General features: G+C 57.6%; 10 protein-coding genes. 4 read left to right on the forward strand and 6 right to left on the reverse strand.

Annotated features, from left to right (window positions below):
- The 6 genes from G7066_RS13280 to G7066_RS18015 all read right to left on the reverse strand — a co-directional run bounded on the left by G7066_RS13280 (nucleotide 1) and on the right by G7066_RS18015 (nucleotide 8,360).
- On the reverse strand, nucleotides 1-2,358 hold the full coding sequence (locus G7066_RS13280; protein ID WP_166331542.1) for a bifunctional glycosyltransferase/CDP-glycerol:glycerophosphate glycerophosphotransferase: 2,358 nt from the start codon (nucleotides 2,356-2,358) through the stop codon (nucleotides 1-3).
- Nucleotides 2,351-4,795 carry a bifunctional glycosyltransferase/CDP-glycerol:glycerophosphate glycerophosphotransferase gene (locus tag G7066_RS13285; RefSeq protein ID WP_166331543.1) on the reverse strand — a complete coding sequence of 815 codons (2,445 nt, stop codon included), beginning with the start codon at nucleotides 4,793-4,795 and terminating at the stop codon, nucleotides 2,351-2,353. Before G7066_RS13285 ends, G7066_RS13280 begins: the two co-directional genes overlap by 8 nt.
- A gap of 22 nt (nucleotides 4,796-4,817) precedes the next feature.
- A complete protein-coding gene (locus G7066_RS13290) occupies nucleotides 4,818-6,293 on the reverse strand; it encodes a polysaccharide pyruvyl transferase family protein (RefSeq protein WP_166331544.1) in 1,476 nt (491 codons plus the stop codon).
- A 68-nt stretch (nucleotides 6,294-6,361) separates the two neighbouring features.
- On the reverse strand, nucleotides 6,362-7,210 hold the full coding sequence (locus G7066_RS13295) for a hypothetical protein (protein ID WP_166328082.1): 849 nt from the start codon (nucleotides 7,208-7,210) through the stop codon (nucleotides 6,362-6,364).
- Nucleotides 7,141-7,836 (reverse strand): hypothetical protein, encoded by a 696-nt coding sequence (locus G7066_RS18010; RefSeq protein WP_166331545.1) that lies wholly within the window; start codon nucleotides 7,834-7,836, stop codon nucleotides 7,141-7,143. Before G7066_RS18010 ends, G7066_RS13295 begins: the two co-directional genes overlap by 70 nt.
- Nucleotides 7,821-8,360, reverse strand: a complete 540-nt coding sequence (locus G7066_RS18015; RefSeq protein WP_166331546.1) for a glycosyltransferase family 2 protein — start codon at nucleotides 8,358-8,360, stop codon at nucleotides 7,821-7,823. Before G7066_RS18015 ends, G7066_RS18010 begins: the two co-directional genes overlap by 16 nt.
- A 118-nt stretch (nucleotides 8,361-8,478) precedes the next feature.
- Between G7066_RS18015 and G7066_RS16530 the strand changes: the two genes are divergently transcribed.
- The 4 genes from G7066_RS16530 to G7066_RS13320 all read left to right on the forward strand — a co-directional run bounded on the left by G7066_RS16530 (nucleotide 8,479) and on the right by G7066_RS13320 (nucleotide 13,316).
- Nucleotides 8,479-9,186 (forward strand): nucleotide sugar dehydrogenase, encoded by a 708-nt coding sequence (locus G7066_RS16530; RefSeq protein ID WP_244303011.1) that lies wholly within the window; start codon nucleotides 8,479-8,481, stop codon nucleotides 9,184-9,186.
- On the forward strand, nucleotides 9,069-9,749 hold the full coding sequence (locus G7066_RS16535) for a nucleotide sugar dehydrogenase (protein WP_244303012.1): 681 nt from the start codon (nucleotides 9,069-9,071) through the stop codon (nucleotides 9,747-9,749). The genes G7066_RS16530 and G7066_RS16535 overlap by 118 nt, the downstream gene beginning before the upstream one ends.
- Nucleotides 9,750-9,812: 63 nt before the next feature.
- Entirely contained in the window at nucleotides 9,813-10,187 is a 375-nt protein-coding gene (locus G7066_RS13315; RefSeq protein WP_166331547.1) for a hypothetical protein, read from the forward strand.
- A gap of 594 nt (nucleotides 10,188-10,781) precedes the next feature.
- Complete coding sequence (locus G7066_RS13320; protein WP_166331548.1) at nucleotides 10,782-13,316, forward strand: glycosyltransferase family 2 protein; 2,535 nt, start codon at nucleotides 10,782-10,784, stop codon at nucleotides 13,314-13,316.
- Nucleotides 13,317-13,354 lie beyond the last annotated feature (38 nt).

Raw genomic sequence — 13,354 nt, forward strand, 5'->3', positions numbered from 1 at the left:
CTACGCTGCGAAATTGGCCAACCCAAGCTGCTCAAGGATCTTGCGTGAGGCTTCACCCTGTTCCCAGAGTAGGAAACGCTCAACAAACTCTTGCCGTTTCGGCTCGTAGCGATTATGCCAAGACTCAAGGTCTGAGCTCAGCCGAATAGCCTCGATGAGCTCTTCGGTCGTCTTGGCGACCGCTCCAGGTGCGACTTCATCGACATTGAAGTAGCTGCCCCGGGTTGCGTTGTAATGCTCGATGTCTGGCGTAAACAGTACCAGCGGTTTGCGAAGATGCGTGTAGCCAAACATCAGCGACGAGTAGTCAGAGACCACAACGTCGGACACAGACAACAGTTCGTTGATGGACCCGCCGATTTTGCGAACAGTGGCTCGGGATCGCGATGCCTCGGATTCCAACGTGGCGGGAATGTAAGCGGGATTAACACGAACCTCTCCCATGAGCTTCACAAATGGGGAAGAAACAGGATCCGACGCAAAATCGGTCAGCTCTTGGAAGTCGATCAGGGCCATCTGAGTGTGATTGAAGGGGTGCACCTTCATGACGAACTGATACTCGTCACCCAACTGCCGCTGCATCTCCCGCACATCGAGCAGGCAGGGAAACCGCGAACCCTTCTTGTTGCGAAAGGTCGGCGCGTACAGCACGATCCGCTTTTCGGGGTCGAGTCCGTACCGTTGCCGTATCGCAGCCGACTGATCCCTCTGAGAGGGCGTCACGAGCGCATCGTGCTGCGGCAAACCAGTCGCAAGAACCCGCACGTTTACCGCGTGTGATTTCATGAAGGTCTCAGCGACGAACGGACTCGTTGAAACAAGGTAGTCGTAGCGGCTCGCGCGTGCCAGAAAGGCGGCTCTCCCTTTCGCCGAAACGGCAAACTCGGAGTCGAGACCCATCTTCTTAATGGGAATGCCGTGAGTGACCTGCACTTCAACCTGACCGCGCCGCTTTTGCGTACACTGATTGGTTCGAAACCCAAGCTGAAAGTTCACGTCGTTAAAGAGGTACTTCGCCCTCCACAGGTAGCAGTAATAGGCGAGGCTGGTGTTACGCACCACCCGAATCCGGTGTGGGTGCTCAGCCAAGCGAGACACTTCCGCTTGAATACGCTCTTGTTCAGCGCCCGTCGCAAACACCACACTTCTAAACCGCGGGTTCTGTCGGTTCAGCTCGAGACAGATGGCAGGCGGGCCAAACGATGGTGAAAAACTCTTTCCCCAGTAGGACGAAAACACCGCCGTCTTTTTCATCACCGGAAGCCAAAGTAAAGCTGGCCGAAGCACCAGATACACCAGCGCATTTCGAATGCTTCGTTTCATCGCTGGCCAGCGACGTGCCCGCCGCTGTGGTCCCCGGTGTGTTGGTGCCTGCAAAGCTTGCTCAAGGGCAGCCGCATCATCATGCTTCGCCACCATTGCCCACTCAGCGATAGGGGAAGGCACCCGAGCAATCGCCTCATCTGACACGGGTCCTAGAATCTTGTGCACTTCTTCAGCGATGTAGCGCTGTGTCTCCGCATCGTGCTTCGGATACTCAAAAAATATGCGCCGCAGGTTGTAGTCCACGATCGCAAACCCAAGCTCCTCATTCAAACGAGTCGAGGATCCGCGCGCCGCGAAGTGCCCCTGAATATGCGCAAGTGCCCACAGTCGATCGTGTGCTTTGGTCGGACTGAGCGACTGCGTGATGCTGCCGGGGGTTCTGCGCCAGAAATACCCTGCCTCCGCCAACACGTCAAATGCCGAGGCTTTGTCGTAGAGAATGGGGGTGGTTGCGACGTCTTCAAAGATGCGCCCCTCCGGAAACCTGACGCCACTGCCGACAAAAAAGTCACGTCGATAGATTTTGTTCCACGCGGTGAAGTCACGCAGATACTCTGGGTGCTCGTCAAGCGTCAGTCCTCGCCTCGACTCTTGAAATAGATCTTCGCTTCGCACAAATGGTTTCGCGTGACGGTTTCGTGCAGAAAACCGGTACGGTGCCGCTGTAATGAAGTCAGAACCTGACTGAGACAGCACCTCAAGCATGCGCGCGTAAACTCCGTCAGGCACGATGTCATCTGAATCAAGAAACGTCAAGTATTGGCCTTTTGCCGCGTCAAGTCCCGTGTTTCGCGCTGCAGAAAGACCCCCGTTCGTTCTACTCACAATCTGGACTTCGGGTTGGCGGCCCGCCCACTTCTCGGCAATGAGCGCCGAACCGTCTGTAGAACCATCATCAACTACGATGACTTCGAACTCGCCCGCGCTCATTCCCTGCTGAAACACAGAGGCAAGGCACTGGTCGAGGTACTGGGCAACGTTGTACACAGGCACCACAACCGAAAGCAATAACTGTTTTTCTGGGCTATTCACTTTCTGTGCCAGTCATCAATCCGAGTGCAGCGAGAACCTTGCGCGATGCATCGCCTCGGTCCCACTCCAAAAATCGTTCAGTGAACACGTTCCGCTTCACGTCGAAACGTTCGTTCCACGAATCCGCATCCGAGCTCAAACGAATAGCCTCAATGACCTGCTCGGTCGTTTTGGTAACGGCTCCGGGAGCAATCTCGTCGACGTTGTAGTAGCTGCCGCGGGTTGCGTTGTAGTGGTCGATGTCTGGCGTAAACAGCACCAGCGGTTTGCGCAGATGTGTGTAGCCAAACATGAGCGAGGAGTAGTCAGAGATCACCACGTCCGCCACAAACATCAGTTCGTTGATAGAACCGTCGACTTTACGAACAGTGTCGCGGGATCGCGATGCTTCGTAATCCAGTGTCGCAGCAACGTAGCTGGGATCCAAGCGAACCTCACCCATCAACTTCACGAACGGGGAGGGAACGGGATCCTGAGCAAAATCGGTCAGCTCCCGGAAGTCGATCAGGCCAAGCTGGGTGTGGTTGAAGGGGTGCACCTTCATGACGAGCTGGTACTCGTCGCCGAGCTGATCCTGCATCATGTGGAGATCGAGCAGGCAGGGAAAGACGGATCCGTCGGCGTTGCGGAACGTCGGCGCATACACGGCGATTCGCTTTTGGGGGTCCAGGCCATACTTCTTACGGATCCGCAGCAGTTCCTGCGCATCCGGCGGTGTAAAGAGCACGTCGTGCTGCGGCAACCCGGCCTGCAGCACCCGCGGCTCTATGCCGAAGGAGTGTGCGTATGTCTCTGCGACGAGCGGGCTCGTCGACACGAGATAGTCACAGCGCTGACTGCGCGCGAGAAAGACCTTCCGTTCGGCGAGATCGATTGCAGCCTCCGAGTCGATCCCCATCTTTTTGATCGGGATCCCGTGTGTCGTCTGCACCTCGATTTGCCCTGGCCGCTTGCCGGTGAACTTATCGACACGGAAGGCGAGCTGAAAGTTGGCGTCGTTAAAAAGGTACTTCGCTCGCCAGATGTACCAGTAGTAGGCGAAGCTCGTGTTGCGAACCACCTTGATCCTGCGAGGATCCGCCGCGAGCTCTCTCACCCTCGCGCGAATACGGCGCTGATCGTTTCGTGTCGCGAACACGATACTCCGCATCGAGGGGTTCGAACGATTGAGCTCAATGCAGACTGCCGCCGGCCCGTCTGAAAGCGAGAACTTCTGGCCCCAGTAGTTTGAGAACACCGCAGTGTTTTCGAGTAGTGGCATCCGAAACAGAACGGGTCGGAGGGCCAGATACACGAAGAAGTTTCGCAGTCGGCGCGCGGAATCGGGGAGTCGACGTGAGTCACGTATGCGATCGCGCAGACTCTGTCGCGGCAAGGACTGAGATTGAACGGCGGCGGTTGAGCCGGGCGGAATATCTGGCAGATTCTCATGCTGCGAGGTGCGCAGCGCACTGTCGAGCCCCGCGGCGTCGCCACGCTTTGCCAGCATCGCCCAATCACTCAGCGGTGATTGCACCCGGGTGATGGTCTCATCGGGCACAGACGCAAGAACCTCTCGCGACTTCTCCGCGATATAACGCTGCGTCTCTTCATCGAGCTGAAAGTACTCAAGAAAGGTCCAGCGCAGGTTGTAGTCGACAATCGCAAACCCGAGTTCGTCCTGCAAACGGGGTGAGGATCCGCGCTCCTTGAAATAGTGCTGAATGTGCGCAAGTGCCGCCAGCCGGTCGTGTGCTTTCACGGGCTTGATCGTTTGAGTGATGCTGCCCGGTGTCATGCGCCAGAAATAGCCGGCCTCGGCGAACACGTCAAAAGCTTTGGCCTTGCTGTAGAGGATTGGGCTCGTGGCGATCTCTTCGTAAATGCGCCCCTCGGGAAAGCGCACTTCGCTCTCTACAAAGAACTCGCGTCGATAGATTTTGTTCCACGCAGCAAAGTCGCGCAGATACTCGGGATGCTGCTCGAGTGTGACCGCTCGCCGCGACTCATGGTAGAGATCGGCGCTGCGCGCAAAGGGTTTCGCGTGCCGATCCCACCCCGCAAACCGAAAGGGTGCCGCGGTGATGAAGTCAGACCCTGTCTGCCGCAGCACGTCAATCATGCGTCGGTAAGCTCCCGAGGGAATGATGTCGTCTGAGTCGAGAAAGGTTAAGAAGGTGCCGGTGGCCAGGTCAAGACCTGTGTTTCGCGCTGCGGAAAGCCCGCTGTTCGGCTGACGCACGCTCTGCAGTTCTGCGTGGCGTCTTGCCCACTTATCCGCGATAAGCCCTGAGCCGTCCGTTGAACCATCGTCGACAACAATGACCTCGAGTTCCCCAGGCGCAAACCCCTGGTCAAACACCGAGGCGAGGCACTGGTCGAAGTACTGGGCAACGTTGTAAACCGGCACCACGACCGACAGCAGCGGCTGCCCAGCAGAACTACTCGTGTTTTGCATCTGTCCCTCTCTAGTCGCGCGCCTAGCGCCGACGCTGGAGTTTCGTCCGGATCCGATCCCTCAGCGCCGCACCAGGTGGGCGGAGCCGGTGTCGAATTTCAGCAAGTTCGGCCCTGAACTCGCCCCTAAGCTGCTGTAGCTGTTCCTCTCGCGCGGCTTTATCTGCGCGAGCCTCAAGGCGCTGTAGGTTGGTCCCTTCTTGAGCCACTCTGGCGAGTGCCAGCAGCTCGGTGGTTCGTTCGTCAGCCCAGGTCAGTATCTCGGCAGGCGGGTGATCTTCAAGAAGCGGAGCCCCTGAGCCCGCAATATCGGAAACAATCCCGTCCCACCAGCGTGCCTGATACTCACGCATTTGCGCCCCGGCCGCCACGCTATGGGCGCGGAATGTGTCGAGACGCGCTCCAATGGCCTCCATAAGGCGCGAACCGAACAGCGGCTGCCACGCCTCGAAGGGAATCGCGAACTGTTCCATACCTACATTGCTGAGCGCGCCGCGCATACGAATTGCCGAGTAGTAGCTCGTCACGATACCAACGGCGGGCACTCCCACCGCGGCACCAAACACGACAGGGTGATAACGGGTGGATACCGTGAACTGGGCCCCCTGCGTTACCGCAAGCAGATCCCTAGCCGACATCATGGGGACGGATCGCACACGTCCGCTCTGAGAATAGCGCTCAATGTGTTCATGGCCGGTGACGTCATTTTTGGGTGTGCGTGGGGTGTTTGGATCAAGCGATCCCATATGTGGCAGCAGAAGCACGTTCACGTCACCCTGCGCCACGATGTCGTCGAGGATCGCTGCAATCCTGCGGTAGTAGTCCTGCTGTGAGAGCGCAGTAGACCACGAGTGAAACGTGAAGCTGGCGACTAGGTACCGTTCCGGCAACGCAAGATCCGCGAGTGTTTCCGGTGAGAGCGCAGAGGGCTCAAGCAGAACCGCATCGTCGAGTGTGTGCACGACGGAGGCTTCGCTCCCCGCGACCTCGCGCATGAGAGCGGTTGTGGTTGCCTCTCGTGCACCAAATACCCTCGCGTAACCAGCCATCTCGCGCATCAGCTTGCGGTCCAGGTCGTTCAGTTCGGGGCCAACTGTCTGGCTCGTGATATACAGCGGAATACCCCGAGCCTCCGCGATGCGCTTGAGCGTCAGCCGCTCAAAGATGTGGTGCGCCCAGCTCGAATTGAGGTTCCCGCCGCCAGCAATCAATACCGCGTCAGCGGTTTCAACCGACCGAAGAGTCTCAACCGCATAGTCCGGGATCGCCGTGTCATCGTTCAGCGCTGCGACGATCTCGGCGAAGCGCGCTTCCATCTTCTTACGATTAGGCAGCGTCCTAAAACCGAACTGTGGCACCGTATCAACGTGATAAAAATCACGCGACAGCGCAGGGTCCCCCGCGATGAGCGTCACCTCGGCTCCGCGACGCTGCAGCTGCGTGATGGCAACCTCGGTCATAGCTTCGTCACCGAGATGGTAGTCCCGCTGCCAGCTCACATCCCGATCACCACTACTCTCATGGTGTTCCAACCTCCGGCCGCAGTTCGCTTTGTCTCTGCGCAAGCCTACCCTGGCAGGGCATCGACTATCCCGTTCAGTGTCGTCGAGTCATCCGCGGAGAACGCACCCGCTATGAGGCGGTCTCGATAACCAGTGAGCAGGAGTGTCTCCTCAGGAAAAAACCTGTAGTAGCCACCATCGCCGCAGAGTCTCTGCCGCTCTTCAGCATTGTCCGCCGCAATCAGGTCGACGTGGCTCGGGTTTAAAGTCCAGTAGTCGCGTGCACCGAGTGGGGTGTCATTCAGGTACACGTTGCTCCAACTCTTCCCGAGTACCCTGTCCGGGAACGGCAGGTGGTTGTCGACGCTCACACTCACAACCGCGCGGGCCCGCTTCAAAAGCAGAAAGTGTCTGATGCTCCCAGCTGCCACAGCGGGCAACCCCGCGCGGCGCAGAGAGGTGAAAGCCGCAGACCCGGCTTCCGCAACTGCCCAGGCGTTGACCGCGGGGCTCACGATGCCCGCACGCAGCAGGCGCTCCAGCGAAGCTCCGCCCTTCGCAGTCATCTCAAACACGACAGCACCATTGAACCGGTGCAGGTATCCCGTAGCATCCGCGATCCGCAACGGTAGCGAGTAGCGCAGGCGTGCGAGTTTGCCACCGACTCGGCCGCCCAGAGAATCGTTGTCTAGGCGCTCAGCCCCCTCAACTCCATCTGTATCAAGAAGTCTTGGTCGATCCTGTCCCAGCTTGTGCCGGATTTCGTCGGCAAACAAGGGCGCGCCCCCGAGTTCGAACGCAAGCCCGTCTGCAATCAGGCTCGCACCCGCGGTGGGCGGTGGGTTCAATCGCAGGATGTGCTCGACCGCCCAGGTCCCCCCAAGGTACTCGATACTGCGCGCCTTAGAGTCCACGATCTGAGATGCCGTCCCTCGATTCGCAGCCCCCTGGGTAACGAGAGATTCGAAGAAACAAACGAGACGCACGCGGTGCTCTCACTCGCAACAACTCCCAGTCTCTCTACGGGCGAGGAGCGCAATTCACCCTGCGCAGCGGCTAACCAGGCAGCTCGCATATCGAGCGGTACATCGTGTAGTCGAAACGCACGGATCCGCGCGGCCCCGATGCTGCGTAAGTTTTTTTGCAGGGCTCCGCGAATCTCCGCGAGCACTCCGGCATCCGTCTCATAGACCGGAGAATCCGCGCTTCGGTTACGCCTGAACAAATAGAAGGTGAAGTAGAGAATGGTGTTCGCAAGCCACTGCGGGCAGTCGTCACTGCCCGTTTCATGTGCACTCAGCTCAAGCAGTCTTCTGTGGGCGCGCCCGAAAACAAGCTTGTACCGCGTCACATTCTGCTGCTGCTGATCAACGATCGACGAACCGTCACCTCGTCTGCGGTACTCGTAGACCGCCAGAGGCACCAGCGTGTAGGCGGCGCGCGTGAGCAACAGATATCGTGCGATGAAGTCGGAGTCGGAAGCCTGCGGAAGCTGCTCATCGAAGCGCAGCTGATGCCTCTCAATCAGTTGGCGGCGCAAAAAAACTGTGCCACCTGGGGTTTGCAGACGATCGGGTTCCCGTGCCAGATCCACCTCGTAAGGTTCGTCGCGGTCGAACCGAAAATCGAAGGGGTGCGGCAGCGGGTGACCGTCGGCGTCTTTGAGTGCAACCCTCCCAGAGAGCATCTGAGCCTGGGGAAACTGAGCGGTCGCGCCCGCGACAAGCGCGAGGTAATCGGGGCAAGCCAGTCATCAGGATCCGGACACGAAATCCACTCACCACGCGCTGAGTCGAGCCCCACATTTCGAGCGGAGGCAACCCCACCGTTCGGTTTCGAGATGAGGCGCACCGCGTAATCCGTGTGCTGCATCCACTCCCGCACGATCGCCTCAGAGTTTTCAGGGCAACCATCAATCACAAATACGAGCTCGTACTCCGAGTGATTCGCCGTCTGATTGTCGAGCGAGGCCAAAAAGTCGGGAAGGTAACGTTCGACCTTATAACAGGCCACGATTAGCGTGTTCTGCGGTGCTCGCAAGCCCCAGGCATCATTATCAAGCATCGTCCCCACTCCATCAGTCTGCCTAGCCAATCTACCAATCAGGGGCGACGCGGTGTACGAAACAGGTCCGCCCTGCCACTTCCAAGTGTCTGCACAAAGAAACGCATAGAATGGCACGGTGAGTAATTCTTCTGGAGCCAAACTGGTAGTTATCGGCCAGGGCTATGTCGGTCTTCCCCTTGCCGTCCGCGCCGTCGAGGCGGGCTACAACGTCGTCGGAATTGACTTCGACCAACGTCGCATCGATGCCCTCAATCAGGGCGAGTCGTACGTCGAAGACATTTCACACGACCAGCTGGCGGCGGTAATTGCCACCAGCCGTTACCAGGCGACCAATGACTATGCGCTCGCGGCGAACTTTGATTTTGCCGTGATCACGGTACCCACCCCGCTAAAAGATTCACTTCCTGACCTTTCTTACATCGAAAGCTCTGGCACTTCGCTAGCCCCTTACATTACGCGCGGCGCAACCGTCATCCTTGAATCAACGACTTATCCCGGAACCACCCAAGAACTGCTGGTGCCGGTGCTTGAGGCAGGATCCGGGCTCGTTGCAGGATCCGACTTCTACGTCGGCTACAGTCCTGAGCGCATCGATCCTGGCAACCAGAACTTCAGCTTCAAGACGACTCCGAAAATCGTGTCGGGCATCGATGCCCCTCGCTCGCGAAGATCAACGGCTTGTTTTCAGACCTCGTCGATCAGACCGTGCCGGTCAGCACTCCACGCGAGGCCGAGATGGCCAAACTACTCGAGAACACTTTCCGCCACGTCAACATTGCCCTCGTTAATGAGCTCGCTGTGTTTGCGCACGAGCTGGGCGTAGACGTCTGGGAAGCAATCGATGCGGCAGCGACAAAGCCGTTTGGCTACATGAAGTTCACTCCAGGTCCCGGCGTAGGAGGTCACTGCCTCCCCATCGACCCGAGCTACCTGTCTTGGAAGGTGCGCACCGAGCTCGGCCGCTCCTTCCGCTTCGTTGAATTGGCGAACGATGTGAATGAGCACATGCCTGATCACGTTGTGCAGCGGGTCATGCACATTTTGAACGACGAGGGCAAAGCTCTCAAGGGCGCAAAAGTGATCGTCGTGGGCGTGGCCTACAAGAAAGATTCCGGAGACTCTCGCGAGTCTCCGGCGCTCCGCATCATCGAGCTCCTAAACAGCTTCCACGCAACAGTTCTTGGTGTTGACAGCCTTGTGGAAGACCACCGCTGGCCCAAGGGTATCGAGCGGGTCGAACTCTCAGACGAGGTCCTCTCGGAAGCAGATATCGCTATCGTGGTGACCGATCACTCCGACATCGACCTCTCTAAGCTTGTGGGCTCAGGCTTGCCGGTCTTTGACACCCGCAACAGCCTCGAGGGATCAAACATCCACCGACTGTAATCATTCACGCGCCAGATCGCACAGTCACTGTGTGATCCGGCCCTGACTACAAGGCAGTTCTCAATGTCACTCTCTCCTCGCCAACTCGCAACGGTCGTTTTCGTTGGGGTGTGCATGCTGGCAGCTGCAGCGGTGTGCCTGTTCGCGCCGCTGCGTTTTGCGATACTTGCCGTACTGTTCGCCGTCGGCGGTTGTGTACTTGTGATCCTCGTTTTCCTGCGCAAGGTACTCTCTTCGATCTACCAGCTGCGCGATGCGATCAACAATGGTGAGGTCGCACTACAGTTATCAGCCAAGTCGCCAGCTGACGTCACAGAACGGCTTGATCGCATTGAACGCCATATGCCCGAGCGCATTACAGCGCGGGTCATTTTTGAGCTAGCTCAGCGCGACCCTCAGCTGCTCGACCCGGCTGGTTCAGACTCCTCGGAACGGTAACTCCTACAGACACATGTCCAGCACCACGCCAGCTGCAAACGAGCTTCAGCCTCATTCCGATTCAGATCATTTTTATGAGCTGACTGAAGAGGAGTTTCTCAAGCTCAACAGGGTGGATCCTTGGAAGATGCTCTCACTGGGCGCGCGTTTGCGCTCGCCCGCAATACTCAATCAACTCGCGCGCAGAGCCACGCACCACCAGCTCAATTGGGAAGAGCTCCGAGAAGCTCTGGCCACAGATGGTTCCCGCAGCCAAATACTCGAATGGCGTGTACCGCACGTCGTCTGCGCTGTGCTGCTAGCATGCACGCTCGAACCTGAAGAGCAAAATTTCAAACTCTTGCCGCGCGTGCTAACGCAAGCGCTGCCAGAATCTCGGCTCGGCACTGGAGGAGCGTCAGGCGCACTCAAATTCGCGGCACAGATTGCGGCAATGAGCGGTTCATTTGATCTCTTTACTGAACTCACAAAGTACCCGTATTTGAACCAGGGTGTCGCCTGGGCGGGAGAAGTAGATTTTCTTCGCCCGAGAACCTGCGACGAGTGGATCAACCCAAACGATTCAACCCATCCAACTGTGGTATTCCAGGAGTGGTGGTCGGCCTTCAACTCACCATTTACACAGCACGGTCTCGCCCCTACCGACTCCAGCCTGAGAACATTACGAGCCCGGATGATCTGTTCTCCGCAATCGAGTCGCCTGAGGTTGCGCCCTCCGCGGTTCCTGTTGACGAGCAAGAGCTCGTTACCATCATTGTGCCCACCTACAATCCCAACGCTGGGTTCCTGAACACAATCAATTCGTTGACGCGGCAATCCTGGTTGAACCTCGAGGTATTGATCGTTGATGATCGCTCGCAAGAGGGTCACGAATTCCTCCGTGCCGCTGCGGCCTCTGATCCTAGAGTGCGAGTGATCTCATTGGAGCAAAATGGTGGAGCATACCGCGCAAGGAATGCGGGAATGCTCGAGGCAAGAGGGGAATTCGTTGCGTTTCAAGACGCTGACGATCTCTCCCATCCTCAGCGCATCGAATTACAGATTCTACCGCTACGCGGCGGCCCGGAAGTAGCTTCCATATCGCGTGCGCAGCGGGTGCTCGGCAACGGAAAACTCACTTATCTCGGGTTCTTTCCCCATCGCAATAATGCTTCCTCGCTTCTCTTCCGCACGGCACCGGTCCTTGACACCCTTGGGGCATTTGATGCAGTGCGTAAGGGAGCTGACTCAGAGTTCACCGAGCGTCTCACACGTGCATTCGGATCTGAATCGATTGTCATGCTTGACGAGCCACTAAGTCTTGTTCAACTTACTCTCGGCTCCCTCTCACGTTCAGATTTTTTCCCTCTTTGGATGTCGGGCGATCGACTAAGCTACCTCCGCCAGTTCCGCGCTGCCCACACCATTATTGAAAACCAATCCACACCCGACTGGAAACTCTCGGCTGAGCGGCCCGCAATCTGCTGGTCTTCTCCGCGAATGCGTGGAGAATCCTGTGTTTCGAAGTTATCCGCCGCGGTTGTGTCGGACTGGAACATCAATATCGAGGCCTTCAGCGCTTCTAGCGGCCGCATACACGATCTTCTACCTAGCTCGGAAGGGCCAGTCGGACTGCTCAACGGCATGCGGCCTCGTTTTAGTTCCTTCGCACGCGCTCGAGTTCGCTCAGAGGTGACAGCGGGAGTCGAGTCAGGTTCCTTCAGATGGATGAACTGGCTCGACACCACACACGTCGAGACACTGGTGATCGACAACCCAGAGTATATTTGTGCACTACCCAGCGGCGAAGCCATGGGGATCACGGTCGACCGGGTGAAGATCGTACTTGATGAGACGAATCGCCGTTCTGGATCAGTAAGCATTCCCTCAATTTCTTGGTGCGAAAAGGAAATTAGGGAACGGTTTGGAACAACACCACACTGGCTCGTCTTCTCGCCAAAGCTCTTGGCACAGTTGCGTGCACAGGGTGTGTCAGCGGAGCTCATTGAGAAACGTATTCCCCGCCCCGCTGCTCCTCCTTCGTCGAGAAAGCCCGTTGTCCGACCTGCAGACCCACGCGGCACACTACCGAAGGTTGGGGTTCCTCTTCCTGCTAGGGCAGACAATGCAGACTGGGACTTCGAGACTCTGCGTGATCTCGTCCCAGATCCACACGTTGCCGAAACCGTGTTTTACGATGCCTCAGCAACCTACGAAAACAAGCTCGAGGCTGCCGGCATTACGGCGATCAGCAGCCTGGATCAAGGTAGAGATGACTTCTTAGCCAGTCTGGATTTCTTGCTGCCAGATGTCATGGGACAGAATCTGCTCGGTACCGAAGCCTGGATTCGTGATAGCGCTGCACACGAGCTACTTACGTTACTCCCCCATGAGATTGAGACCCACCAGGATATCGATGTGCACCGATATCCTCTATTCGGGTCACGCGAAGTGCTCTCTGCGTTAGCTACCAGTTCCGATTCTACTGACCGCTTCAAACGCGCAGCGAGCGGAGAGTCGCTGCGGCCACGACTGCGTTCCAAGGTGCCGCTCCGCTTCGTCATCTTCGGCTCAGGCGACGCGGATCAGCGGTCCGCAACCGAGACCTCGCTGAGAGGGCTATCAGGGTCCCACAACATAGTGGACGTGTTGGCCGTTCCTGGTACCACTCTCGATGCTCTGCAGGGGTCGCACCTCTTCAAGAACCTCGATCCTGACAGCCGCGTCTGTCTTGTGCGTTCCGGAACGGTTTTTGAGCAAGATGCTCTCTCCACGTTCACTGGCAATTCCGGTGAAGACTTACATGTCTTCACCGAGGTCTCCTACCCCTACGATCTCAATGAGCAGCTGGCTGATTCTAAAGTGATCATCGCGGGCGAAAAAGCTCCGCTCTGGGTAGGATCCACGCCGATTCTTGTACGAGCAGATGTTCTCGCCGAGGTCTTGCGTCGCTACCCTTCGGCTCAGACGACCGGCTTTGCGTTCGCCGCTGCCCTCTCTATCACCGGTGGATTCGGTGTGCTCGGGGGGTCAGCTCGCCTTCTCCACTCGAAGACCGCGCAAGCGAGTGCGCCGAGACCCTTGATATTTCCTGGTATACAGATTTTCTTCGCGATTGGACGGAGCTTCTCAGGCAGGCACGGGGACTAGGCAATACCCGACTCTACCTGCAACGCATATTTGTCTAC

The sequence above is a fragment of the Leucobacter coleopterorum genome (assembly GCF_011382985.1).
Classification (GTDB): domain Bacteria; phylum Actinomycetota; class Actinomycetes; order Actinomycetales; family Microbacteriaceae; genus Leucobacter; species Leucobacter coleopterorum.

What these genes read in the sequence shown, in the direction of transcription:
- G7066_RS13285 (WP_166331543.1), bottom strand. Translation starts at nt 4,795, where the DNA reads ATGCAAAACACGAGTAGTTCTGCTGGGCAGCCGCTGCTGTCGGTCGTG.
- G7066_RS18015 (WP_166331546.1), bottom strand. Translation starts at nt 8,360, where the DNA reads ATGCTTGATAATGATGCCTGGGGCTTGCGAGCACCGCAGAACACGCTA.
- G7066_RS13315 (WP_166331547.1), top strand. Translation starts at nt 9,813, where the DNA reads ATGTCACTCTCTCCTCGCCAACTCGCAACGGTCGTTTTCGTTGGGGTG.